Consider the following 23,221-nt stretch of genomic DNA (forward strand, 5'->3'; position numbering starts at 1 on the left):
TGTGTAGCTTTGGTCGTCGGTCTGAGACCCTGATGCTGAGCAGTAACTTTTGGACACCGGAAGGACGGTCGTGCACATCGTCATCATGGGCTGCGGAAGAGTGGGTTCCGCTCTGGCCCAGACCCTGGAGCAACAGGGGCACACGGTCGCCGTGATCGACCAGGACCCCACCGCCTTCCGCCGGCTGGGCCCGGGCTTCGGGGGCCGCCGGGTCACCGGCGTCGGTTTCGACCAGGACACCCTGCGCGAGGCGGGCATCGAGGAGGCCGGCGCCTTCGCCGCGGTCTCCAGCGGTGACAACTCCAACATCATCTCCGCCCGCGTGGCCCGCGAGATGTTCGGCGTGGAGAACGTGGCGGCCCGTATCTACGACCCCCGCCGCGCCGAGGTCTACCAGCGCCTGGGCATCCCCACCGTGGCCACGGTCCGCTGGACCGCCGACCAGATGCTGCGCCGGCTGCTGCCCTCGGGCGCCGAGCCGCTGTGGCGCGACCCCACCGGCGGCGTCCAGCTCGCCGAGGTGCACGCCTCCGCCAAGTGGGTCGGCCACAAGATCAGCAGGCTGCAGGAGGAGACGGGCGTCCGGGTGGCGTTCCTGACCCGCCTGGGCGAGGCGATCCTGCCCACGTCGCAGACGGTGCTGCAGGAGGGCGACCTGGTGCACGTGATGATGCGGACGGACGACGTCGAGAAGGTCGAGGCGGCGTTCGCCGGGGGCCCGGAAGAGGAGAGCGGTCACTGATGAGGGTCGCCATTGCCGGAGCCGGCGCCGTCGGCCGCTCGATCGCGGGCGAGCTGCTCGAGAACGGCCACGAGGTCCTGCTCATCGACAAGGCCCCGACCGCCATCTCGGTGGAGCGGGTGCCCCAGGCGGAGTGGCTGCTCGCCGACGCCTGTGAGATCACCTCCCTGGACGAGGCGGCGCTGCAGCGCTGCAACGTGGTGATCGCCGCGACCGGTGACGACAAGGTCAACCTGGTCGTCTCGCTGCTCGCCAAGACGGAGTACGGCGTGCCGCGCGTCGTCGCCCGGGTGAACAACCCGAAGAACGAGTGGCTGTTCAACGAGGCCTGGGGCGTGGACGTGGCCGTCTCCACCCCGCGCCTGATGTCCGCCCTGGTGGAGGAGGCGGTGAGCGTCGGCGATTTGGTCCGGCTGCTGCGCTTTAGCCACGGCGACGCGAACCTGGTGGAGCTGACCCTGCCCGAGGAGTCGGCCCTGGCCGGCACCCAGGTCGGCGACGTGGAGTGGCCGCAGGACACCTCCCTGGTCACGATCATCCGCGGCACCCGGGTGCTGACCCCGTCCCGGGAGGACTCCCTGGAGCCCGGCGACGAACTCCTCTTCGTGGCCGCGCAGGCCCGCGAGGAGCAGCTCGAGGAGCTGCTGTCGGTCCGGCGCGAGGACTGACCGCGCGGCAGGCCTGAGCGGCCGCACGCGGAAGAAGGGGCGCCCTTGGCATCAAGGGCGCCCCTTCTCGTCGTACGGATGCTCGTCTTCTCGTCCTGCGAAGCCCGTGGGGCTCGCTACGCCTCGCGGCGGTGCCGTCCGCCGGCGGGCTCGCCGTCCTCGGCGGCCAGGGCGGCCCGGCGCTCCTTCTCGGCCTGCTCCTCCGCCTCCATCTCCGCGAACACGTCGATCGGCGCGGGCGCCTTCGCCAGGAACACCCAGGTCAGGTAGACGGCCAGCAGGAACGGCGGGATCTTCAGGGCGACCAGCACCCAGCCGAGCTGGGCGGTGTCGGCCCACCAGTACAGCGGGAAGAGGATCGCGCACTTGGCGAGCAGGATCAGGCCCCAGGCCCAACTCGCTTTGGCGTACGCCTTCTTGCGGCCGGGGTTGCGGGTCCGCCAGGAGAGGTTCTCCTTGAAGACCGGGCCGAGGATGAGGCCGATCAGCGGCACACCGGCGAGGGTGGTGATGATGTAGGCCAGCGCCAGGCCCAGCGTGTAGAGCATGCCGGGGAGGTAGAAGTCCTTGGCGTTGCCCGTGAACATCGCGAAGACCACGCCGAACGCCACGCCGAAGACGCCGCTGAAGGCGTGCTTGACGGTGTCCTTGCGGGCCAGCCGGACCACCACCAGCACCAGGGACAGGGCCAGCGCGGCGATCGCGGAGAAGTGCAGGTTCTTGTTGATCGTGAAGATCGCGACGAAGAGGAGACCGGGCAGCACCGTCTCGACCATGCCGCGGACACCGCCGAACGCCTCGAACAGGGCGGCCTCGGTGACCGCGCGTGCGTCGTCCGACTGGGTCTGATCGGCGTCTTGGGTCGGCTTGTCGAGGGACGTCACCGGCTACTCCCGTCCAAGGGGTCGCAGTTCGTACTTCGGATTGAACAGCACCCGGCGGCCCCGGCTCATCGAGATCCGGCCCGATGCGATCAGCTTGCGTCCGGGTTCTATCCCCACGATGGAGCGCCTGCCGAGCCACACCACGTCCAGGGCGGCGGAGCCGTCGAACAGCTCGGCCTCCAGGGCCGGGACTCCCGCGCGTGGCCGCAGGGTGACCGTGCGCAAGGTACCAGTAACGGTGACGATCTGCCGGTCGTGGCAGTCACCGATCCGGGTGCATCCCGCCGTCTCGGCGTCCTCGCGCAGCTCCTCCGACTCCAGGTCCTCCTGGGAGGTCGAGAGCCGGTCGAGCATGCGCCGGAACCGGCCGGCCGGCTTCTGGGAACGAGGAACAGCACTCATACAGGAAGCGTACCGGGGTGCGCATACGCCGCCGTAGCCCAGCTCACTTCTCGAACCGGTACCCCATCCCGGGCTCCGTGATGCCGCATTCCCGGGGGCCGACCCCCGGACCCCCAGCCGGTCACTTCTCGAACCGGTACCCCATCCCGGGCTCCGTGATGAAGTGCTCGGGGTGCGAGGGGTCCGTCTCCAGTTTGCGCCGGAGCTGCGCCATGTACACCCGGAGATAGTTGGACTCCGTGCCGTACGAGGGCCCCCACACCTCCTGCAGCAGCTGCTTCTGGCTGACCAGGCGGCCGGTGTTGCGGACCAGGACCTCCAGCAGGTGCCACTCGGTCGGGGTGAGCCGGACGTCCTTGCCGGACCGGTTCACCTTCTTCGCGCTCAGGTCGACGGTGAAGCCCGCGGTCTCCACGGTGGTGACGTCGTCCTCGCCGGGTCCGGCCGGCTCGGCCCGGCGCACCGCGGCGCGCAGCCGGGCCAGGAGTTCGTCCATGCCGAAGGGCTTGGTGACGTAGTCGTCGGCGCCCGCGTCCAGCGCCTGGACCTTCTCGTCGGAGGAGTGCCGGGCGGACAGCACCAGGATCGGCACCCGGGTCCAGCCGCGCAGCCCCCGGATGACCTCGACGCCGTCCATGTCGGGCAGGCCCAGGTCCAGCACGACCACGTCGGGGTGGCGGGAGGCGGCGAGCTCCAGGGCGGTCCTGCCGTCGTGGGCCGCGTCGACCTCGTACTGCCGTGCCTTGAGGTTGATCACGAGTGCGCGCACGATCTGCGGCTCGTCGTCGACCACGAGCACCCGGGTCGTCATAGGGCCTGCCTTTCGGGTTCCGCGATGTCCTCCTGGCGGTGGAGGGGGGGTTCGGGGGCCGCGCGGAGGCTCAGCACCATGGTGAGCCCGCCGCCCGGCGTGTCCTCGGCGTTCAGGGTGCCCCCCATCGCCTCGGCGAAGCCGCGGGCGACCGCCAGGCCGAGGCCGACCCCGGCGCCGCGCGGGGCGTCCCCGTACCGCTGGAAGGGCTCGAATATGCGGTCCTTGGCATCGTCCGGCACCCCGGGCCCGCGGTCCACCACCCGCACCTCGACCCGGTCCGCGATGGCGCTGGCGGACACCAGGACGCGCCGGCCGTGGGGACTGTACTTGACGGCGTTCTCGACCAGGTTGGCCACCGAGCGCTCCAGCAGCCCGGGGTCGACGGCGACCATGGGCAGGGTCTCGGGGACGTCGAGCTCCACGCTGTCCTCGGGCACGCCGCCCAGGGCCATCGGGACCACCTCGTCCACGTCGATCTCGCGGATGAGCGGGGCCACGGTGCCGGTCTGCAGCCGGGACATGTCGAGCAGGTTGCCCACGAGGTGGTCGAGCCGGTCGGCGCCCTCCTCGATGCCCTGGAGCAGTTCCGCCCGGTCCTCCTCGGACCAGTCGACGTCCTCGGAGCGCAGGGAGGAGACGGCGGCCTTGATCCCGGCCAACGGGGTGCGCAGGTCGTGGCTGACGGCGGCGAGCAGGGCGGTGCGGATGCGGTTGCCCTCGGCGAGCGCCCGGGCCCGGTCGGCCTCCTCCTGGAGCCGGCTGCGGTCCAGTACGACTGCGGCCTGGGCGGCGAAGGCGGCGAGCACCCGGCGGTCCTCGGCGGGCAGCACCCGGCCGGTGAGCGCGAGGGCCATGTGGTCGCCGACGGGCATGTCGACGTCGGCGTCCTCGGGGCGCCGCAACTGCGGCCCGGGGCCTGCGCGGCCCGCGCAGGTCCACGGCTCGACGTCGCCGGCCCGCTCCAGCAGGGCGGCCGACTCCATGGCGAAGGTCTCCCGGACCCGTTCGAGCAGTTCTTCCAGGCCGGTCTCGCCGCGCAGCACGTTGCCCGCGAGGAAGGAGAGGATCTCCGACTCGGCGCGCAGCCGGGCGGCCTGGTGGGTGCGCCGGGCGGCGAGGTCGACCACGGAGGCGACCGACATGCCGACCCCGAAGAAGATCGCGATGGCGACGATGTTCTTGGGGTCGGCGATGGTCAGGCGGTGCAGGGGCGGGGTGTAGAAGTAGTTCAGCAGCAGGGAGCCGAGGGCCGCCGAGGCGAGGGCCGGCAGCAGGCCGCCGAGCAGGGCCGCCGCGACGGTGACGGCCAGGAACAGCAGCATGTCGTTGGCGAGGCCGAGGTCGACGGTGCTGAGCAGCAGCGCGAGGACGGCGGGGCCGCCCAGGCCGACCAGCCAGCCCCAGAGGATGCGGGCCCGGCCGAGCCGGGCGCCCCGGGCGACAGGCAGTCCGCGGCCCTTGGCGACCTCCTCGTGGGTGACGATGTGCACGTCGAGGTCGGGGCCCGACTCACGGGCGACGGTGGCGCCGACGCCGGGCCCGAAGACGTACTGCCAGGTCTTGCGGCGCGAGGAGCCGAGCACGATCTGGGTGGCGTTGACGCCGCGCGCGAAGTCCAGGAGGGCGGCGGGTATGTCGTCGCCGACGACGTGGTGGAAGGTGCCGCCGAGGTCTTCCACCAGGGTGCGCTGCACGGCCAGTTCCTTCGGGGAGGCCGCGGTCAGGCCGTCGCTGCGGGCGATGTAGACGGCCATCACCTCGCCGCCGGCGCCTTTTTCGGCGAGCCGTGCCGCCCGCCGGATGAGGGTGCGCCCCTCGGGGCCGCCGGTCAGCCCGACCACGATCCGCTCCCGGGATCCCCAGATCCGGGAGACGCGGTGCTCGCTGCGGTACTCGTTCAGGTGCTCGTCGACCCGGTCGGCCACCCACAGCAGGGCCAGCTCGCGCAGGGCGGTCAGGTTGCCGGGCCGGAAGTAGTTGGACAGGGCCGCGTCGACCTTGTCCGGCTGGTAGATGTTGCCGTGCGCCATGCGCCGGCGCAGGGCCTGCGGGGACATGTCGACCAGCTCGATCTGGTCGGCCCGGCGCACGATCTCGTCCGGGACCGTCTCGCGCTGGCGCACGCCCGTGATCGACTCCACGACGTCGCCGAGGGACTCCAGATGCTGGATGTTGACGGTCGTGACGACGTCGATGCCGGCGGCGAGCAGCTCCTCGACGTCCTGCCAGCGCTTGGCGTTGCGGGAGCCGGGGACGTTGGTGTGGGCGAGTTCGTCCACGAGGGCGACGGCGGGGGCGCGGCGCAGCACCGCGTCGACGTCCATCTCCTCGAAGGTGCCGCCCCGGTGCTCCAGCCGCGCGCGCGGCACCTGCTCCAGGCCGTGCAGCATCACCTCGGTGCGCGGCCGGTCGTGGTGCTCGACGAAGGCCACCACGCAGTCGGTGCCCCGCTCGACGCGGCGGTGCGCCTCGGACAGCATGGCGTAGGTCTTGCCCACGCCCGGTGCCGCGCCGAGGTGGATCCGAAGCTTGCCGCGTGCCATGGCCCCATTGTCTTCCGCCGTCTGCCGCCTACGCAGCGTCGACCCTACGTCCCGCGACTCGGACGAACGGGACAAGAGGCGGGTCGAGGGGGGTCTTTGACGCAACCCTGACGGGCCGGCCCGGGGCCGGGGGCTCAGTGCTCGGTGATCTCCCCGTCGCGCAGTTCCAGCACCCGGTCGGCGAGGTCCAGCAGGTTCGCGTCGTGCGTGGCGACCAGGGCGGTGGCCCGCTCGGTGCGGACGACGGCCCGCAGCAGTTCCATGACGGCGTGCCCGGTCTCGGCGTCGAGCTGGCCGGTCGGCTCGTCCGCGATGAGCAGGGCGGGGCGGTTGGCGAGGGCGCGGGCGATGGCGACCCGCTGCTGCTGGCCGCCGGAGAGCTCACCGGGCCGCTGGGCCGCGTGGTCGGCGAGTCCGACGAGGGAGAGCAGCAGCTCGACGCGTTCCTCGCGCTCGCGCGGCTCGGCCCGGCGCAGCCGCAGCGGTACGCCGACGTTCTCGGCGGCGGTCAGGATCGGGATGAGCCCGAAGGACTGGAAGACGAAGCCGATCCGGTCCCGCCGCAGCTCCAGCAGCCCTTTCTCGCCGAGCCCGGCCAGGTCCCGCCCGTCGACCTCGACCCGGCCCCGGTCGGGGGTGTCGAGTCCGCCGACGATGTTCAGCAAGGTGGTCTTCCCGGAGCCCGAGCGGCCCTTGAGGGCGACGAGCTCGCCGCGCGGGACCTCCAGGGAGACCCCGCGCAGGGCGTGCACGGCGGCGGCCCCGCGCCCGTAGGACTTGTGCACGTCCTCGACGCGCACCATGGTCTCGGTGATCACCCGGCTCATGCGGCCTCCCCGTCGCTCCCCCGTGCCCACATGGGCCGGGCGCCAGTATCACCGCGGGGCGCCCGGCCGTTCAACGGTTTCAGTTCGGGTTGTCGCCGTGGGTGAGGGTCTCCCAGGCGACGAAGAGGTTGTCCGTGCCGGCCGGGCGGTTGGCCAGGGTCAGGGCCTGGGTGTTGGTCATGGCGACGCCGCGCCGGTTGTGCAGGGCGTTGTAGCCGACCTCCGTGACGGGGCCGAGGCCGAGCTTGAGGGAGCCGCCGCACAGCCAGTCGGGGACGGCCGCGCCGAGCTGGTACCTGGCCTGGAAGCCGAGCGCCTGCCGCAGCCGCTCGCCGACGTCGGTGCCGTAGAGGTCCTGCGCCTGGATCCGGCTGGTCTCGGCGATGTGGGAGATCGCGGAGATGCCGTACCCGGTGTGGGTGAGGTCCCGGCAGGTCTCCTGGGTGAGCCCGGTGACGAAGGTGGACTGGCCCTGCCAGTAGGAGACGATCTTGTCGCGGGTGTTCAGGTTCTGGCTGGGCACGGTCTTCGGCAGGTCGCCGTCGGAGGCGAGGTAGACGTAGGCGGCCGCGCGGGTGCGGAACCGGGCCATCGCGGTGTCGTACGACGCCCGGTCCTCGAGGAAGACGGAGATGCCGACGGCGGCCTCCGTCATCGACAGCTCCCAGTTGCCGTTGGAGTTGGACCCCTTGATCACCACGGGCAGGTACACGTCGCGGAGCATGGCGGCGAAGCGGTCCTGGCCGGCCCAGCCGCCGGTGTACGTGTACTTGATGATCTCGGCGGCCTTGGGCCAGGAGGAGCCCGCCCAGCCGGTCTGCAGGGGCGCGTTGCTGTTGGTGTGGCCGGTGAGGGTGGCCGACCAGGCGTCCATGATCTCGATGGACTTACGGGCGTAGCGCGCGTCCCGGGTGACGTACCAGGCGAGGGCGTCGGTGTAGGCGGCGATCGCGTCCTCGCGCTCGTCGGTGCAGCCGTTGTTGGGGTTGGAGTAGGAGCCGCACTCGACGGTGGCGCGCGGCTTGGGGACGCGGTTCAGGTCGGCGTACTTGCTCGCCAGCATCCGGTCGTACGCGCCCTTCCAGGGCTGGGCGCCGGCCTGCACCTGGGCGCGGGCGAAGTCGAGCTGGCTCCGGGAGACGGTGACTCCGGGGTGGGCGAAGGCGGCGGGGGCGGAGTGCGCTGCGGGCGCCGCGAGGACACCGGTCAGCAGGGAGGCCACGACGGCGAGCAGTGGGGTACGACGCACGGTGACTCCGTTCATTGACGTGAACGTTGAGCGCCTTCATGAACAGGCGTTGGCCCGGGAGACCGTAGGTACAGACCATTGGGCCGTCAAGGGGTCACGCATGCGAAAGGGCCGCACCCCGAGGGGTACGGCCCTGTTTCGTCCTGTTGTTACCGGACCTCGGTGATCTCGGGTCCGCGCTGGAGCTGGCCCATGCCGCCGGAGAAGCGCGAGCCCTCCTCCTGCTGGACGCCCTCGGGAACCATCTGGGCGTCGTTGGGCAGCTTCAGGACGATCGGGTCGCGGGGCGCCATCGGGCCCTCGCCGCGGACCACGACCGTGTCCCGGAAGATCTGCTCCAGCAGACCGGCCGCCTGCGGCTGCACCGCGCCCTGGCCGGAGATCACACCGCGCAGGAACCAGCGCGGGCCGTCCACGCCGATGAAGCGGACCACCTGGAAGCCGCCGGTGCCGTCCGGCAGCTGGACCGGCACCTGGGCGCGCAGCTCCCAGCCGAGCGGGCCCTCGACCTCGTCGACGATGCCGCCCTGCTGGGTGATGCCGCCCGCGATCTCCTCGCGGACCTCGCCCCAGATGCCCTCGCGCTTGGGCGCGGCGAAGGCCTGGAGCTGGACGGCGCTGTCGCGCAGCACCACGGTCGCCGCGACGATCGCGTCACCGGCGACCTCCACCCGCAGCTCCATGCCGTCGACGCCCGGCACGAACAGACCGCCGAGGTCGACGCGCCCCTCGGCCGGGTCGCGCACCTCGCTGCTGTCCCACGGCCCGTCGGGCCGGGGCTCGGGCTCCAGCCGGACGCGCTCGCGCTCGGCCTCTTCCTCGTCCGCCTCGGTGTCGACGCTGTCGACGACCTGCTCGGCCTCGCCGGCCGCGTCCTCGGCGGCACCCTTCTTCTTGCGACGTCCGAACACGTCACTGTCCTTCCCGGTCGGATACGACCGAAGCGTATCGATTCCCACCCGCCAGGCCACGCACGGCGGCCTGACCGCTTGTGCCGCTCTCGTCGCCCACCGCGGCATGGCCACCGGTGGACCCGAAGCCCCCCTCGGCCCGCGCCGAGCCGGGAAGTTCCGCCACCTCCTGGAAGCGGACCCTCTCGACCTGCTGGACGACCAGTTGGGCAATCCGGTCGAAGCGCTCGAACCGCACCGTCTCGCGCGGGTCGAGATTCACCACGATCACCTTGATCTCCCCACGGTACCCGGCATCGACCGTCCCCGGGGCATTCACCAGGGCGACACCGCAGCGGGCGGCGAGACCGGAACGCGGGTGCACGAAGGCCGCGTACCCCTCGGGCAGGGCGATCGACACACCCGTGGGCAGCACCGCCCGCTCACCGGGGGCCAGCTCGCGGGCCTCGGTGGTGCGCAGGTCGGCCCCGGCATCGCCCGGGTGCTCGTACGCGGGAAGCGGTACGTCGGGGTCGACACGGCGCACCCGCACGTCCAGCGGGGGGCGGCTCACGGGTTCACCTCGAAGGCGCGGGCCCGCCGGACCTGGTCCGGGTCGTCCATGGCGGCGCGGATCTCCTCCGTGCGGCCGTGGTCGATGAAGTGGTCCACCTTGACCTCGATGAACAGGGCGTCGGCACGGACGGCGACGGGCCCCTCGGGGCCCCCGATGCGCCCGGTGGCGGTGCAGTAGATCTTCCGCCCCGCCACGGCGACCACCTCGGCCTGCAGATGCAGCGTGGTGCCCACCGGAACCGGCCGCACGAAGTCGGTCTCCAGCCGTCCGGTGACCGCGATGGTGCGCAGCAGCCAGTTCAGCGAGCCGAGCGTCTCGTCGAGGGCGGTGGCCAGCAGACCGCCGTGCGCGAGCCCCGGGGCGCCCTGATGGGCGGGCTGCACGGTGAACTCGGCGGTCAGCGAGACGCCCTCACCGGCGCGCGCCTCCAGGTGCAGCCCGTGCGGCTGCCCGCCGCCGCACCCGAAGCAGTGTTCGTAATGGGCGCCGAGGAGCTCGCCGGGCGCGGGGGCGTCGGGGTGCCGTACGGGTTTCGCCGCGTCGGCGGGGGGCTGAAGAGCCGCGGAACTACCACTCACAGGCGCAGACCTTACCCGCGCGTCGGCGTTGTTCCGACACCGTGCCAAGCTGGCTTCATGCAGCTCTCCGCCACCCCTTACGAAGAACGCCTCACCGCCCCCCGCTCGTGGTGGCTGATCAGCTTCCTCGTGGGCGTCTCGTTCGCCCTGATCCTGCTGCCGTTCGGGACCGTGCCGCTGCTCGGCGGCCTGGTCGGGGGCACGGCCGTCGCGGCCGTGATGGCCAGCGCGTACGGCTCCCCGCGGATCCGGGTGGTGGGCGACTCGCTGATCGCCGGCGAGGCCCGGGTACCGGTGTCGGCGCTCGGCGACTCGGAGGTCCTCGACCGCGAGGAGGCCCGCGCCTGGCGCACGTACAAGGCCGACACCCGCGCCTTCCTGCTGCTGCGCGCCTACATCCCCACGGCGCTGCGGGTGGAGGTCACGGACCCGCAGGACCCGACGCCGTACCTGTACCTGTCGACGCGGGAGCCGGAGCGGCTGGCGGCCGCGATCGAGGCGGCCCGGGGGACGGCGGCGTAGCGCCCCGGGCCCGTCAGTCCCCGGGCTCCCCGGGCAGCTCGCCGAGCCGGATGGGGTGCTCGGGTTCGTCGAGCGGCGGCAGCTCGGACAGCTCGTCCCACGGCACCTGGACCTTGCGCAGGTCCGCGCGGATCCGTGCGGCGAGTCTTCTGGTGTCCCGGCGGTTCATGACCGCGCCCACCGCGGCGCCCACCATGAACGGCATCAGGTTCGGCAGGTCCCGGAGCGTGCGCTTCATGATCTGCTGGCGCAGTTCGCGCTTCATCCGGCCGCCGAGGGCCGCGTCGACGGTGGCCGGCTGGGTCACCTTGATGCCGCGCTCCCCCGTCCAGGAGGACAGGTAGGCGGTGCTGCGGGCCCGGAGGTTCCCCGGCGGACGTACGCCGTAGACCTCGTGCAGTTCGGCGATGAGCTTGAGCTCGATCGCGGCGACCCCGGTGATCTCGGTCGCCAGTTCGGTCGGCATGGCCGGTGGCACCGGGAGCATCGCCGCCGCCCCGATACCGGCGCCGACCGTGGAGGTGCCGGCCGCCGCGCCCGCCACCAGCTTGTCGGCGAGTTCCTCGGGCCCGAGGCCGGGGAACTGGCGGCGCAGGGTCGCGAGGTCGCGTACGGGCACACGCGGGGCGATCTCGAGGATCCGGTCCGCGACGTACGCCAGCCCCGCGCGGGCTCGGCTGCCGCCCCTGCGGGCCCCTTCCTGGGCCAGGTGCCGGGCCTTGTCACGGACCACCGCGGCCCGTCGCCTGGCGAGGGGCTGCGGCTCCGGCGCCGTCGGGTGGTCGTCCCGGCCGGACGCCGGTTCGAGCGAGGCTCCCGCCGAGGCTGAGCCCCGCTCGTCGTCACGCGCACCGTGCGGGCCGCCGTGCGGCCCCTTGTCCGCTCCCCGCAGGGAGAAGCGGCGCTTCCGCGGAGGGGTCGAGCCAGTCACGGCCGACCCGTCCTCAGTCGCAGTCGCGGCAGATCGGCTGGCCGTTCTTCTCGCGGGCCAGCTGGCTGCGGTGGTGCACCAGGAAGCAGCTCATGCAGGTGAACTCGTCCTGCTGCTTGGGCAGCACGCGGACGGCCAGTTCCTCGTTCGAGAGGTCGGCGCCCGGCAGTTCCAGGCCTTCGGCGGCCTCGAACTCGTCGACGTCCACCGCGGAGGTGGACTTGTCGTTCCGGCGGGCCTTCAGCTCTTCAAGGCTGTCCGAGTCGACGTCGTCGTCGGTCTTGCGTGGAGTGTCGTAATCGGTTGCCATGTCGCTCTCCCCCTCTGGGTGTCTGCGGTGTCTTCAGCGCACGTAACGCGTGAGAGGCCGGACTTGTGCCCGACCTGAGGCGGAGATTTTGCCTCACATCAAGGTCTGTTACTCAATCGACATCCAAGCCGGCCGCTCGTGAGTGATCGGCTTGGATGGCGGTGAGGACCGTACACGGTTCGAATGCCGCGCCTCAAAGGCGCCTCACCGTGTACTTCCCGTGATCTAGAGCCCTGAAAACTGGGATTTTCCCGGCTTTCCGCCCCGTGTCATGATCACGCGGAGTACATGGCCGGAAATCCGTCCATGTGATCGATCACACAGGATCAACCGCTGACGGGGCCCTGGAAATTCCGCGTGAAGCGAACAGGCCTCGCGTGTGTCGGATCCTGGTCACAGCGGCAGCGTGACCCGCATCACCAGGCCTCCCCCCTCGCGCGGCGTCGCCACGATGTGGCCGCCGTGCGCCCGGGCCACGGATCTGACGATGGACAGGCCGAGACCCACGCCCTTGTCGCTGCCCGTACGCTCCGTGCGCAGCCGTCTGAACGGCTCGAAGAGGTTGTCGATCTCGTACGCCGGCACCACCGGGCCGGTGTTCGAGACGGTCAGCACAGCCTGCCCGTGCTGCACCTCGGTGGTCACCTCGACCCAGCCGTTCTCGGCCACGTTGTAGCGCACCGCGTTCTGGAGGAGGTTCAGCGCGATCCGCTCCAGCAGGACGCCGTTGCCCTGCACCACCGCGGGCTTGCGCTCGCCGCGCAGGGCGACGCCCTTGGCCTCGGCCTCGGCGTGCACCTGGTCGACGGCCTGGCCGGCCACCTCGGCCAGGTCGACCGGCTTGCGCTCGACGATCTGGTTGTCGCTGCGGGCGAGCAGCAGCAGGCCCTCCACGAGCTGCTCGCTGCGCTCGTTGGTGGCCAGCAGCGTCTTGCCGAGCTGCTGCAGCTCCACCGGCGCGTTCGGGTCCGACAGGTGCACCTCGAGGAGCGTGCGGTTGATCGCGAGCGGGGTGCGCAGCTCGTGGGAGGCGTTGCCGACGAAGCGCTGCTGGGCGGTGAAGGCCCGCTCCAGGCGTTCCAGCATCTCGTCGAAGGTGTCCGCCAGCTCCTTCAGCTCGTCGTCCGGGCCGTCCAGCTCGATCCGCCGGGACAGGTCCGAGCCGGCCACCTGGCGCGCGGTGCGGGTGATCCGGCCGAGCGGGGACAGCACGCGGCCCGCCATCGCGTAGCCGAACGCGAAGGCGATCACGGCCAGGCCCAGCAGGGCCAGCAGCGAGCGGCTGAGGAGGTTGTCCAGGGCCGCCTGGCGCTGGTGGTCGGCGCACCGGCTGATCGCGTCGTTGAAGTCGGCGAGCGGGACCTGGTTGGTGATCGCGGGGCAGTTGTCGCTGGAGACCTTCAGCTCCTGGAAGCTGACGATCTTGAAGAGCGGGGCGTTGCCGTTGGTGATGGCCTGCGCGGCCAGCAGGTAGATGATCGACAGCAGCAGGATGCCGGCGATCAGGAACATGCCGCCGTACAGCAGGGTGAGGCGTATCCGGATGGTCGGGCGCAGCCATGGGAAGGGGGGCTGCGGCCTGCGGGGGTCCCAGGTGGGCTTCGGGGGCGCCTGCGGGGGCGCGGGTGTCGTGGCCACGGCGGATCAGATCCGGTAGCCGGAGCCGGGGACGGTGACGATCACCGGCGGCTCGCCGAGCTTGCGGCGCAGCGTCATGACGGTCACGCGCACGACGTTGGTGAACGGGTCGGTGTTCTCGTCCCAGGCCTTCTCCAGGAGCTGCTCGGCCGAGACCACCGCGCCCTCGCTGCGCATCAGGACCTCGAGGACCGCGAACTCCTTGGGCGCGAGCTGGACCTCCCTGCCGTCGCGGAAGACCTCGCGGCGGTTGGGGTCGAGCTTGATGCCGGCCCGCTCCAGGACCGGCGGCAGCGGCACGCTGGTACGGCGCCCGAGGGCCCGCACGCGCGCGATCAGCTCGCTGAACGCGAACGGCTTGGGGAGGTAGTCGTCGGCGCCGATCTCCAGGCCCTCGACCCGGTCGCTGACGTCGCCGGAGGCGGTGAGCATGAGCACGCGCGTGGGCATGCCCAGCTCCACGATCTTGCGGCACACGTCGTCGCCGTGCACGAGCGGGAGGTCGCGGTCGAGGACGACCACGTCGTAGTCGTTGACGCCGATGCGCTCCAGGGCGGCCGCACCGTCGTACACGACGTCGACGGCCATGGCCTCCCGGCGCAGTCCGGTGGCCACCGCATCGGCGAGCAGTTGCTCGTCCTCGACGACGAGTACGCGCACGTCGCTGTCCTTCCTGTGTCCACCCGCGTAGCGCGCGGTGAGGCGCGCGCGGGCAGGGGTGTCCGTGGGATGTGACCCCCATCCTGCCCTTTTCGGCCGTAAGTCGGCTGTAAGACGGGGTCCCGGCGGGATCCGGGACCGCAGGGACCGGGGTCGCGGGGCGGCCGGGCGAGATTTTCTCCGGCGGTTGAGGTTTCCCGCGCGGAGAGCGGGGGGAGGACGGCATGTACACCCCGCGATCACGCTCTGCATGTGCCGCAGCACCATGCGGTACACAGCGATCCGTCTCCGCATCCGCAGAGTTGGCGTGGGTGTCCGGCACCGTCGCCGCCCGGCCGGGCTGCGCTGGGCACCCGCGGCAGACGTGATCGTTTTCCTCCGAACGGCACACCCCCGTGCCACCCGACCCACGACCCAGGACGAGGGGGCGCAGCATGGACGCATTCACCGCAGGACTTCTGCAGCGCATAAAGGCGACCGAGTCCGATCTGTCGCGGGCTCGTGACGAGGGCGACGACTTCCTTGTCGAGGTGGAGCAGGCTGAGCTCGACGACCTGCGCCGCCTCGCCGCCGACCACGGTGTGGAGGTCGCCGCGTCACGCGTCTGTTAGGCCCGCAGTGCAGGAACGGGACCCCCGGCGAATCCAGCGCCGGGGGTCCCGTTCGTCCAGCACCCTGTGCCTCGCCTGCCCGCCCGGAGGCGGACTAGTCGTGCCAGGCGCCGAAGTCCTCCAGCAGCCGCTGGAGGGGCTCGAAGACGCCCGGGGCGCCCGCGACCGTCAGATCGCCCGTGGGGCGCTCTCCGGGGCGTCCACCGGTCAGCGCGCCCGCCTCCCGGGCGATCAGGTCCCCCGCCGCCACGTCCCAGGCGTGCAGCCCGCGCTCGTAGTAGCCGTCGAGCCGGCCGCAGGCCAGGTCGCACAGGTCGACCGCGGCCGAGCCGCCGCGCCGGATGTCCCGCAGCAGCGGGATGAGCCGGGCGGCCACCTCGGCCTGGTGGGTGCGGACCCGGGCGACGTAGTTGAAGCCGGTGGAGACCAGCGCCTGGTCCAGCGGGGGCGCCGGGCGGCAGGCCAGCGCCCGTTCGCCCTCCCACGCGCCCGTGGCCCAGGCCCCGCCGCCGCGTACCGCGTGGTACGTCTCGCCGCGCATCGGCGCCGCGACCACGCCGACGACGGTCTCGCCGTCCTGCTCGGCCGCGACGGACACGGCCCAGGTCGGCAGGCCGTAGAGGTAGTTGACCGTGCCGTCGAGCGGGTCGATCACCCAGCGGATGCCGCTGGTGCCCTCGACGGAGGCGCCCTCCTCGCCGAGGAAGCCGTCCTCGGGCCGCCGGCCGGAGATCAGGTCGGTGATCAGCTTCTCGGCGGCGATGTCCATCTCGGTGACGACGTCGATCGGGCTCGACTTGGTCCTGGCCACGGCCAGATCGGCCGGCCGGCCGTCGCGCAGCAGCTCACCGGCCCGGCGGGCGGCCTCCTGGGCCAGTTCGAGCAGTTCCCGGTGGAGGGCGTCGGTCACGGGGCTCCTCATGCGAAGGGGCTGTCGGCGCCGGCGGCGGCCGGCTTCGGGGCGCGGGCCGGGCAGCAGCCGACGGGGCACAGGTCGTGGCTGGGGCCGAGCGCGCCCAGGGCGCACCGCGTGACCTGCTGCCCGCGCTCCGCCGCGGACCGCTCCAGGACCAGCTCGCGGACGGCCGCCGCGAACCGCGGGTCGGCGCCCACGGTGGCCGAGCGGCGCACCGGCAGGCCCAGCTCCCCGGCCTTGGCCGTGGCCTCGGTGTCGAGGTCGTACATGACCTCCATGTGGTCGGAGACGAAGCCGATGGGCGCCATGACGACGGCCGGGACGCCGGCGGCGTGCCGCTCCTCGAGGTGGTCGCAGATGTCCGGCTCCAGCCACGGGATGTGCGGGGCGCCGGAGCGGGACTGGTAGACGAGCCGCCAGGGGTGGTCGACGCCGGTGCGCTCGCGGACGGCGTCGGCGATCAGCTGGGCCACGTCAAGGTGCTGCTCGACGTAGGCCCCGCCCTCTCCGTGGGCCTCGGCAGGGCCGGAGGTGTCGGCGGCGGAGGTGGGGATGGAGTGCGTGGTGAAGGCGATGTGGGCGCCGTCGCGCACGTCGTCGGGGAGGTCCGCGAGGGAGCGCAGCACTCCGTCGACCATGGGCTCGACGAAGCCCGGGTGGTTGAAGTAGTGCCGCAGCTTGTCGACCTTCGGCGGCCGCACGCCCTCCTCCTGGAGGGCGGCCAGGGCGTCGGCCAGGTTCTCGCGGTACTGGCGGCAGCCCGAGTAGGAGGCGTAGGCGCTGGTCGCGAGCACCAGGACGCGGCGCCGGCCGTCGGCGGCCATCTCGCGCAGGGTGTCGGTCAGGTACGGCGCCCAGTTGCGGTTGCCCCAGTAGACCGGCAGGTCGAGGCCGTGCTCGGCGAAGTCCTCGCGCAGCGCCTTCAGCAGGGCGCGGTTCTGGTCGTTGATGGGGCTCACCCCGCCGAACAGGAAGTAGTGCTGCCCGACCTCCTTCAGGCGTTCCTTGGGGATGCCGCGCCCGCGCGTGACGTTCTCCAGGAACGGGACCACGTCGTCGGGTCCTTCGGGGCCGCCGAAGGAGAGCAGGAGCAGGGCGTCGTACGGGGTGGGATCGAGCGCGTCTGGCATGACTCGATCCTGCCACCCGGCACCGACGGCGGAGGAACAGCGGGGTGAAGAGTCGTGTTCGTGATGGTTTCGCGGTGATTATCCGGCTGCTTCCCGTGGCGTCCCCGAGCGGTTTCGGGGGTGCACTTAGGGCGACCTAACTCGTAAGCTGTACCAATCGCATTCGCGCCTTACGAGCCGCCCCGGAGTCCACGTGCCCAGCCCCTACCGCGCCCTGTTCGCCGAGCCCGGCACGAAGGCCTTCTCCGCCGCGGGGTTCGTCGGCCGGATGCCGCTGTCCATGATGGGCATCGGCGTGGTCACGATGATCTCGCAGCTCACCGGCCGCTACGGCCTGGCCGGCGCGCTGTCCGCCACCATCGCGCTGTCCGCCGCCGCCGTCGGACCGCGGATATCCCGGATGGTGGACCGGCACGGGCAGCGCCGGGTGCTGCGCCCGGCGACCCTGGTCGCGCTCACGGCGGCCGCCGGGCTGCTGCTGACCGCGTCCCTCGGCGGACCGGACTGGACGCTGTTCGTCTGCGCGGCCGGGATCGGCTCGGTGCCGAGCCTGGGCGCGATGATCCGGGCCCGCTGGGCGGCGCTGTACCGGGGGACGCCGAAGCTGCACACCGCCTACTCCTTCGAGTCGGTGGTGGACGAGGTCTGCTTCATCTTCGGGCCGATCATCTCCATCGGACTGTCCACGGCCTGGTTCCCGGAGGCGGGCCCCCTGCTGGCCGCGTGCTTCCTGGCCGCCGGCGTCTTCTGGCTGACGTCCCAGCACGCCACCGAGCCGCGGCCGCACCCGCGGGAGCGCAAGGGGGGCGGCAGCCCGCTGCGCTCGCCGGGACTCCAGGTGCTGGTCGCCACCTTCGCGGCCACCGGCACGATCTTCGGGGCGGTCGACGTGGTCACCGTGGCCTTCGCCGAGGAGCGCGGTCACAAGGCCGCCGCGAGCGTGGTCCTCGCGCTGTACGCCGCCGGATCCTGCACGGCCGGGGTGGTCTTCGGTCTGATGCGGTTCGCCGGGGCGCCGGAACGCCGCTGGCTCCTGGACGTGTCGGCCATGGCCGTGAGTATGATCCCCCTCCTACTGGTCGGAAACCTGCCGCTTCTGGCCGTGGCGCTGTTCGTTGCGGGGCTGGCCATCGCGCCGACGATGATCACGACGATGTCCCTCATCGAAGAGCACGTACCTCGCGCGCAGCTCACCGAGGGCATGACCTGGGTGAGCACCGGCCTCGCGGTCGGAGTCGCGCTCGGCTCCTCCGTCGCCGGCTGGGTGATCGACGCAGCCGGGGCGCGCGCCGGGTACGGGGTTCCGGCCGTGTCCGGAGCCGTCGCGGTCACGGTCGGTTTCCTCGGGTACCGCCGGCTCCGCAGGCCGGCCGCGGGTCGGGGAGGCATCGTTGAGCACCACGTCGAGCGCGAGGAACAGCACCTGGCGTAACTGGGGCGGCAACGTCTCCGCCCGCCCCGCGCGCGAGGTCGCGCCGGCCTCGGTGGAGGAGCTGGCCGCGGAGGTGCGCCGGGCGGCCGAGGACGGCCTGAAGGTGAAGGCGGTCGGCACCGGGCACTCCTTCACGTCCATAGCCGCCACGGACGGTGTGCTGATCCGTCCGCAGCTGCTGACCGGCATACGCGGCGTCGACCGGGAGGCCATGACCGTCACGGTGGAGGCGGGCACGCCGCTCAAGAGGCTCAACGCGGCGCTGGCGCGCGAGGGGCTGTCGCTCACCAACATGGGCGACATCATGGAGCAGACGGTCTCCGGCGCGACCAGCACCGGCACCCACGGCACCGGCCGCGAGTCGGGCTCGATCGCCGCCCAGATCAGGGGCCTTGAGCTGGTGACGGCCGACGGCTCGGTGCTCACCTGCTCGCAGGAGGAGAACCCGGAGGTCTTCGCGGCCGCCCGCATAGGCCTGGGCGCCCTGGGCGTCGTCACGGCGATCACCTTCGCCGTGGAGCCGCTGTTCCTGCTCACCGCGCGCGAGGAGCCGATGCCCTTCGACCGGGTGACCGCCGAGTTCGATCAACTGTGGGCGGAGAACGAGCACTTCGAGTTCTACTGGTTCCCGCACACCGGGAACACCAACACCAAGCGCAACAACCGCAGTGCGGGCCCGGAGCAGCCGGTGGGGCGGCTGTCCGGCTGGTTCGAGGACGAGTTCCTCTCCAACGGCGTCTTCCAGGTGGCCCAGTGGGTCGGGCGCGCGGCGCCGGCGTCCGTCCCGGCGATCGCGCGGATCTCCAGCAGGGCGCTGTCCGCGCGGACGTACACGGACATCCCGTACGAGGTGTTCACCTCGCCGCGCCGGGTGCGCTTCCTGGAGATGGAGTACGCCGTCCCGCGCGCGGCCCTGGTGGACGCGCTGCGCGAGCTGAAGGCCATGGTGGACCGCTCCGGACTGCGCGTCAGCTTCCCGGTCGAGGTGCGCACCGCCCCGGCCGACGACATCACCCTGTCCACCGCCTCCGGCCGGGACACCGCGTACATCGCGGTGCACATGTTCCGCGGCACGCCGTACCACGCCTACTTCACCGCCGCCGAGCGCATCTTCACCGCGCACGAGGGCCGGCCGCACTGGGGGAAGCTGCACACGCGGGACGCGGCGTACCTCTCCGGGGTGTACCCGCGCTTCGCCGAGTTCACGGCGCTGCGCGACCGGCTCGACCCGGAACGCCTGTTCCAGAACGACTACTTGCGGAGGATTCTGGGGGCGTAGCGATTAGTTCCGTTTCCGGGGATTACGTGAGGTTCGCCACCTCCAAGATCGCCACAACCCGGTGACGAACGGCCAAGTAGCACCCCTTGCGAGAAGTTGGGCGGCGCGCCCATCCACGCACATGGTCCAAATGGAGTACTGTTGCGAGCCCTGGGTCCGGTCTCCCACCAGGCTGTCCGCGACCTCGCAGGACCGCCGGGAGGGGGCCAGTTGCACAGGGTGACGGAGTTGGTCACTTAGCGTTGCGAACAGGTAACCGTGCCATAACGGCGGCCCAGGGCCCATGCCCGACACGCCGGGCAACTCGGCAAGGTTGTGGCAGGCTGCACCCGGGCAGGCCACACTCGACTAGCGGAAGCAGCGACGCACGTGACGTCGGCAGGCACCACCCGGGAGGTCCCCATGCCCGAACTGCGTGTCGTGGCCGTCTCCAATGACGGCACACGGCTGGTGCTCAAGGCTGCCGACTCAACGGAGTACACGCTTCCGATCGACGAGCGGCTGCGCGCCGCCGTCCGCGGCGACCGGCCCCGTCTCGGCCAGATCGAGATCGAGGTGGAGAGCCATCTCCGCCCCCGTGACATCCAGGCGCGTATACGAGCAGGCGCCACCGCCGAAGAGGTCGCCCAGCTCGCCGGCATCCCGGTCGACCGGGTACGGCGCTTCGAGGGACCCGTGCTGGCCGAGCGCGCCTTCATGGCCGAGCGCGCCCGCAAGACCCCGGTCCGCCGGCCCGGCGAGAACTCCGGTCCGCTGCTCGGCGAGGCCGTCCAGGAGCGGCTGCTGCTGCGCGGCGCCGACAAGGACACCGTGCAGTGGGACTCCTGGCGCCGCGACGACGGCACCTGGGAGGTCCTGCTCGTCTACCGGGTCGCGGGCGAACCGCACTCGGCGAGCTGGACGTACGACCCGCCCCGGCGGCTCGTCCAGGCGGTGGACGAGGAGGCGCGCTCCCTCATCGGCGAGTCCGACGACCTCGCCGTGCCGGAGCCGAGCTTCCCGTTCGTCCCGCGCATCGCCCGGCTGCCGCGCGACCGGGGCATGGACCGCGCCCTGGAGCGGGTCGACCGGGACCGGCCGAGCCTGCCCGCGCAGGCGTCCGAGCCGGCCGAGGAGACCACCGGCGAACGCGACTCGCTGACCAGCCTGCTGGAGGCGGTGCCGAGTTTCCGGGGCGACCTGGTGGTCCCGGAACGGCCGGTGGAGGTCTCGGAGGAGCCGCCCGAGGAGGTCGAGGAGGAGGAGCCCCCGGCGCCCGCCGCGTCGGCCGGGTCCGCCTACGCGGACGTCCTCATGCCGCGCTCGGTGGGCAGCCACCGGGACCGGCTCATCGGCTCCACCGACCGCCAGGCCGAGGCCGACGGCGTCCGCCCCGGCCGCCGGGCCGCGGTCCCGAGCTGGGACGAGATCGTCTTCGGGACCCGGCGCAAGAAGCAGGAGTAAACGGGCCGTACGCCCGTGTGGATCCTCGTACGACGGGTGAGAGGCGGGAGCACACGCGCGTGCCCCCGCCTCTTCGGCCCTAGCGGGGATCCGGACCCACGGCCACCGGGCGGGACGGGTCCGAGGACCACTCCGACCAGGAACCGACGTACAGAGCCGCCGGAATGCCCGCGACCGCGAGCGCCAGCACCTCCTGGGCGGCCGACACGCCCGAGCCGCAGTAGACGCCCACCGGAACGTCGCCGGACACCCCCAGGGCCTTGAAGCGGTCCCGCAGGTCCGCCGCGGGCAGGAACCGGCCGTCCGGGCCCACGTTCTCGGTCGTCGGCGCCGACACCGCGCCCGGGATGTGCCCGCCGACCCGGTCGATGGGCTCCACCTCACCGCGGTACCGCTCCCCCGCGCGCGCGTCGAGCAGCACGCCCGAGCCGGCCAGGGCGGCCGCCTGGTCCGCGTCCAGCAGCCCGGCGGGGTCCGGCACGGGCCGGAAGTCGCCCTCGGCGGGAGCGGGCGTCCTGGTGGACAGCGGACCCTCCCAGGCCGGCAACCCGCCGTCGAGGCACCGCACGTCCGGGTGACCCGTCCAGCGCAGCAGCCACCACGCGCGCGCGGCGGCCCAGCCCACCCCGCCGTCGTAGACGACGACCGGCCGGGCGGCCGACACTCCCGCGCGGCGCATGGCCGCGCCGAACTCCGCGAGGTCGGGCAGCGGATGGCGGCCGCGCTCCCCGGGGGCCGAGGCCAGCTCCCGGTCCAGGTCGACGAAGACCGCGCCGGGGATGTGCCCCGCCGCGTACTCGGCCCGGCCGTCGAACGGCGGTTCGCCCGCCGCCTTCGCGAGGCTGAGCCGCCAGCGGACGTCCAGCAGGACGGGCGGCGTCTCCCCCTCGATCTCTCGGGCCAGTTCGGTCGCGCTGATGATGGCTGTCATGGCGTCATCCTTACGTCAGGGGTGGCCGCGGCGTCCAGGTCCGGCTACTCTCCCGCCGGACAGGTCCGATCACCCGGCGTACGGGACCGGGCACAGTCTGTACAACTGTCGGACACTCGCCGGCCGTCGCCGGGAAGCGGCGCACGGCGGCGCAGCGGACATTCCCTCCCGGTGCCCCGGGCGGTCGGCGCGGCCCGGCGCGCGGCACCCCGGAGGGCGCGAGGACCGGCACGGGTGTGCGCGTCGACGGCACACCCCTTCCGGCAGGCGGAAGCGACACGGCCCCGTGGGGGCCGGGGAGAGAGTGATCGATGACCGAGGCACGGGAGTCGGCCGGCCCGCACGCACGGCGCGCGCCCGGCACACCCTGCTGGGTGAGCCTGATGGTGCACGGGCCGGCCGCGACCGAGAGGTTCTACGGCACCCTGTTCGGCTGGGAGTTCCGGCCGGGACCGCAGCAGCTCGGCCCGTACGTGCGGGCGCTCCTGGACGGCCACGACGTGGCGGGCATCGGCCATCTGCCGCCGGACCGCCGGCTGCCGGTCGCATGGACGCCGTACTTCGCCTCGCGGGACGTGGACGCCACGGCCGACCAGGTGCGCCTGTGCGGCGGCACGGTGGCCGTGGGCCCGCTGGACGCGGCCGAGGCCGGGCGGATGGCCATCGCCGCCGACCCCGCCGGGGCGGTGTTCGGCATCTGGCTGGGCGCGGCCCACCTCGGCACGTCGATCGGCGGCGTCCCCGGCACCCCCGCCTGGCACGAGCTGCTCACCTTCGAGACCACCGCCGTGGCCAAGTTCTACGAGACGGTCTTCGGCTACGAGGAGGAACCGGAGACCGACACGGGCTCCGACCACGTGACCCTGCGCGCCGGCGGCCGCCCGGTGGCCACCCTGAGCGGCCTGGGCCACGCCCTGCCCGGCGACCGCGGCGCCCACTGGCTGACCTACTTCCAGGTCGCCGACACCGAGGAAACGCTGCTTCAGGTCACCGAACTGGGCGGGCGGGTCCTCGCCGCGGCCCACGACACCCCGCACGGCCGGGTCGCGACGGTGGCGGACCCGGAGGGGGCGGTGTTCTCGGTGCTCGGGGATCGGCACTGACGCCCTGGCCGCCGGGCACCCCTGCTCGCCGCCCAGGGCCGCCTTCGCCTCGTCTCCGTCCCAGCCTGCCGCCGTACGCCGGATGACGTCGACGGCGAACACGTCCCGGACGGCCTGCGCGGACCGGGCCTCCACCGGAGG

At 72.5% G+C, this 23,221-nt stretch carries 24 protein-coding genes; 8 read left to right on the forward strand and 16 right to left on the reverse strand.

The window, feature by feature from the left end; genetic code table 11:
* Window positions 1–70 precede the first annotated feature (70 nt).
* Together ACZ7JA_RS16775 and ACZ7JA_RS16780 are read left to right on the forward strand one after the other, a co-directional pair.
* Window positions 71–742 carry a potassium channel family protein gene (locus tag ACZ7JA_RS16775; RefSeq protein ID WP_351666555.1) on the forward strand — a complete coding sequence of 224 codons (672 nt, stop codon included), beginning with the start codon at window positions 71–73 and terminating at the stop codon, window positions 740–742.
* Entirely contained in the window at window positions 742–1,410 is a 669-nt protein-coding gene (locus ACZ7JA_RS16780; RefSeq protein WP_199212330.1) for a potassium channel family protein, read from the forward strand. The genes ACZ7JA_RS16775 and ACZ7JA_RS16780 overlap by 1 nt, the downstream gene beginning before the upstream one ends.
* 116 nt (window positions 1,411–1,526) lie before the next feature.
* Here the strand turns inward: ACZ7JA_RS16780 and ACZ7JA_RS16785 are convergent, their stop codons facing one another.
* The 9 genes from ACZ7JA_RS16785 to ACZ7JA_RS16825 form a co-directional block, all read right to left on the reverse strand.
* A complete protein-coding gene (locus tag ACZ7JA_RS16785) occupies window positions 1,527–2,294 on the reverse strand; it encodes a DUF3159 domain-containing protein (protein WP_351666553.1) in 768 nt (255 codons plus the stop codon).
* A 3-nt stretch (window positions 2,295–2,297) separates the two neighbouring features.
* A complete protein-coding gene (locus ACZ7JA_RS16790) occupies window positions 2,298–2,696 on the reverse strand; it encodes an OB-fold nucleic acid binding domain-containing protein (RefSeq protein WP_351666551.1) in 399 nt (132 codons plus the stop codon).
* A 121-nt stretch (window positions 2,697–2,817) separates the two neighbouring features.
* A complete protein-coding gene (locus tag ACZ7JA_RS16795) occupies window positions 2,818–3,507 on the reverse strand; it encodes a response regulator (RefSeq protein WP_351666549.1) in 690 nt (229 codons plus the stop codon).
* A complete protein-coding gene (locus ACZ7JA_RS16800; protein ID WP_351666547.1) occupies window positions 3,504–6,053 on the reverse strand; it encodes a sensor histidine kinase KdpD in 2,550 nt (849 codons plus the stop codon). The genes ACZ7JA_RS16795 and ACZ7JA_RS16800 overlap by 4 nt, the downstream gene beginning before the upstream one ends.
* A 134-nt stretch (window positions 6,054–6,187) precedes the next feature.
* Window positions 6,188–6,880, reverse strand: a complete 693-nt coding sequence (locus ACZ7JA_RS16805; protein ID WP_351666545.1) for an ABC transporter ATP-binding protein — start codon at window positions 6,878–6,880, stop codon at window positions 6,188–6,190.
* A 79-nt stretch (window positions 6,881–6,959) separates the two neighbouring features.
* A complete protein-coding gene (locus ACZ7JA_RS16810; protein ID WP_470808884.1) occupies window positions 6,960–8,144 on the reverse strand; it encodes an alginate lyase family protein in 1,185 nt (394 codons plus the stop codon).
* 134 nt (window positions 8,145–8,278) lie between these two features.
* On the reverse strand, window positions 8,279–9,040 hold the full coding sequence (locus ACZ7JA_RS16815) for a DUF3710 domain-containing protein (RefSeq protein WP_199212324.1): 762 nt from the start codon (window positions 9,038–9,040) through the stop codon (window positions 8,279–8,281).
* A 1-nt stretch (window position 9,041) separates the two neighbouring features.
* Window positions 9,042–9,593, reverse strand: coding sequence for a dUTP diphosphatase (gene dut, locus ACZ7JA_RS16820; protein WP_351666540.1), 552 nt, complete (start codon window positions 9,591–9,593; stop codon window positions 9,042–9,044).
* Window positions 9,590–10,174, reverse strand: a complete 585-nt coding sequence (locus ACZ7JA_RS16825) for a PaaI family thioesterase (RefSeq protein WP_389305747.1) — start codon at window positions 10,172–10,174, stop codon at window positions 9,590–9,592. The genes dut and ACZ7JA_RS16825 overlap by 4 nt, the downstream gene beginning before the upstream one ends.
* A 57-nt stretch (window positions 10,175–10,231) precedes the next feature.
* Between ACZ7JA_RS16825 and ACZ7JA_RS16830 the strand changes: the two genes are divergently transcribed.
* Window positions 10,232–10,696, forward strand: coding sequence for a DUF3093 domain-containing protein (locus tag ACZ7JA_RS16830; protein ID WP_351666537.1), 465 nt, complete (start codon window positions 10,232–10,234; stop codon window positions 10,694–10,696).
* 13 nt (window positions 10,697–10,709) lie between these two features.
* On the opposite strand, the gene ACZ7JA_RS16835 is transcribed toward ACZ7JA_RS16830, so the two are convergent.
* The 4 genes from ACZ7JA_RS16835 to ACZ7JA_RS16850 form a co-directional block, all read right to left on the reverse strand.
* A complete protein-coding gene (locus ACZ7JA_RS16835) occupies window positions 10,710–11,627 on the reverse strand; it encodes a hypothetical protein (protein WP_351666535.1) in 918 nt (305 codons plus the stop codon).
* A gap of 13 nt (window positions 11,628–11,640) precedes the next feature.
* Entirely contained in the window at window positions 11,641–11,937 is a 297-nt protein-coding gene (locus ACZ7JA_RS16840) for a DUF4193 domain-containing protein (protein WP_005481602.1), read from the reverse strand.
* Window positions 11,938–12,330: 393 nt separating this feature from the next.
* Window positions 12,331–13,575 (reverse strand): sensor histidine kinase, encoded by a 1,245-nt coding sequence (locus ACZ7JA_RS16845; RefSeq protein WP_351666533.1) that lies wholly within the window; start codon window positions 13,573–13,575, stop codon window positions 12,331–12,333.
* Between the two features lie 6 nt (window positions 13,576–13,581).
* Window positions 13,582–14,235 carry a response regulator transcription factor gene (locus tag ACZ7JA_RS16850; protein ID WP_010353034.1) on the reverse strand — a complete coding sequence of 218 codons (654 nt, stop codon included), beginning with the start codon at window positions 14,233–14,235 and terminating at the stop codon, window positions 13,582–13,584.
* Between the two features lie 434 nt (window positions 14,236–14,669).
* Here ACZ7JA_RS16850 and ACZ7JA_RS16855 point away from each other — a divergent pair, with 434 nt between their 5' ends.
* Complete coding sequence (locus tag ACZ7JA_RS16855; protein ID WP_351666531.1) at window positions 14,670–14,846, forward strand: hypothetical protein; 177 nt, start codon at window positions 14,670–14,672, stop codon at window positions 14,844–14,846.
* A 94-nt stretch (window positions 14,847–14,940) separates the two neighbouring features.
* On the opposite strand, the gene ACZ7JA_RS16860 is transcribed toward ACZ7JA_RS16855, so the two are convergent.
* Together ACZ7JA_RS16860 and ACZ7JA_RS16865 are read right to left on the reverse strand one after the other, a co-directional pair.
* Window positions 14,941–15,756: an inositol monophosphatase family protein gene (locus tag ACZ7JA_RS16860; RefSeq protein WP_351666530.1), complete on the reverse strand. Its 816-nt coding sequence runs from the start codon at window positions 15,754–15,756 to the stop codon at window positions 14,941–14,943.
* Window positions 15,757–15,764: 8 nt separating this feature from the next.
* Window positions 15,765–16,892, reverse strand: coding sequence for a ferrochelatase (locus tag ACZ7JA_RS16865; protein WP_351666528.1), 1,128 nt, complete (start codon window positions 16,890–16,892; stop codon window positions 15,765–15,767).
* Window positions 16,893–17,085: 193 nt separating this feature from the next.
* On the opposite strand from ACZ7JA_RS16865, the gene ACZ7JA_RS16870 reads away from it, so the two are divergent.
* The 3 genes from ACZ7JA_RS16870 (at window position 17,086) to sepH (ending at window position 21,046) form a co-directional block, all read left to right on the forward strand.
* Window positions 17,086–18,324: an MFS transporter gene (locus ACZ7JA_RS16870; protein WP_470808889.1), complete on the forward strand. Its 1,239-nt coding sequence runs from the start codon at window positions 17,086–17,088 to the stop codon at window positions 18,322–18,324.
* Window positions 18,284–19,603 (forward strand): D-arabinono-1,4-lactone oxidase, encoded by a 1,320-nt coding sequence (locus tag ACZ7JA_RS16875; RefSeq protein WP_351666524.1) that lies wholly within the window; start codon window positions 18,284–18,286, stop codon window positions 19,601–19,603. The genes ACZ7JA_RS16870 and ACZ7JA_RS16875 overlap by 41 nt, the downstream gene beginning before the upstream one ends.
* 402 nt (window positions 19,604–20,005) lie before the next feature.
* Window positions 20,006–21,046: a septation protein SepH gene (sepH, locus tag ACZ7JA_RS16880; RefSeq protein ID WP_351666522.1), complete on the forward strand. Its 1,041-nt coding sequence runs from the start codon at window positions 20,006–20,008 to the stop codon at window positions 21,044–21,046.
* Between the two features lie 79 nt (window positions 21,047–21,125).
* Here sepH and ACZ7JA_RS16885 read toward each other — a convergent pair whose 3' ends face one another.
* On the reverse strand, window positions 21,126–21,977 hold the full coding sequence (locus ACZ7JA_RS16885; RefSeq protein ID WP_351672951.1) for a sulfurtransferase: 852 nt from the start codon (window positions 21,975–21,977) through the stop codon (window positions 21,126–21,128).
* 311 nt (window positions 21,978–22,288) lie between these two features.
* Here ACZ7JA_RS16885 and ACZ7JA_RS16890 point away from each other — a divergent pair, with 311 nt between their 5' ends.
* Entirely contained in the window at window positions 22,289–23,080 is a 792-nt protein-coding gene (locus ACZ7JA_RS16890; protein WP_470808892.1) for a VOC family protein, read from the forward strand.
* The last annotated feature ends 141 nt before the right edge of the window (window positions 23,081–23,221 follow it).

This window comes from Streptomyces sp. NPDC038135 (genome assembly GCF_055601245.1).

Excerpts from the sequence above, each read along its gene's own strand:
- ACZ7JA_RS16780 (WP_199212330.1), top strand. The coding sequence starts at position 742 with ATGAGGGTCGCCATTGCCGGAGCCGGCGCCGTCGGCCGCTCGATCGCG.
- ACZ7JA_RS16790 (WP_351666551.1), bottom strand. The coding sequence starts at position 2,696 with ATGAGTGCTGTTCCTCGTTCCCAGAAGCCGGCCGGCCGGTTCCGGCGC.
- ACZ7JA_RS16795 (WP_351666549.1), bottom strand. The coding sequence starts at position 3,507 with ATGACGACCCGGGTGCTCGTGGTCGACGACGAGCCGCAGATCGTGCGC.
- ACZ7JA_RS16800 (WP_351666547.1), bottom strand. The coding sequence starts at position 6,053 with ATGGCACGCGGCAAGCTTCGGATCCACCTCGGCGCGGCACCGGGCGTG.
- ACZ7JA_RS16805 (WP_351666545.1), bottom strand. The coding sequence starts at position 6,880 with ATGAGCCGGGTGATCACCGAGACCATGGTGCGCGTCGAGGACGTGCAC.
- ACZ7JA_RS16810 (WP_470808884.1), bottom strand. The coding sequence starts at position 8,144 with ATGAACGGAGTCACCGTGCGTCGTACCCCACTGCTCGCCGTCGTGGCC.
- ACZ7JA_RS16830 (WP_351666537.1), top strand. The coding sequence starts at position 10,232 with ATGCAGCTCTCCGCCACCCCTTACGAAGAACGCCTCACCGCCCCCCGC.
- ACZ7JA_RS16840 (WP_005481602.1), bottom strand. The coding sequence starts at position 11,937 with ATGGCAACCGATTACGACACTCCACGCAAGACCGACGACGACGTCGAC.
- ACZ7JA_RS16855 (WP_351666531.1), top strand. The coding sequence starts at position 14,670 with ATGGACGCATTCACCGCAGGACTTCTGCAGCGCATAAAGGCGACCGAG.
- ACZ7JA_RS16865 (WP_351666528.1), bottom strand. The coding sequence starts at position 16,892 with ATGCCAGACGCGCTCGATCCCACCCCGTACGACGCCCTGCTCCTGCTC.
- sepH (WP_351666522.1), top strand. The coding sequence starts at position 20,006 with ATGCCCGAACTGCGTGTCGTGGCCGTCTCCAATGACGGCACACGGCTG.
- ACZ7JA_RS16885 (WP_351672951.1), bottom strand. The coding sequence starts at position 21,977 with ATGACAGCCATCATCAGCGCGACCGAACTGGCCCGAGAGATCGAGGGG.
- ACZ7JA_RS16890 (WP_470808892.1), top strand. The coding sequence starts at position 22,289 with ATGACCGAGGCACGGGAGTCGGCCGGCCCGCACGCACGGCGCGCGCCC.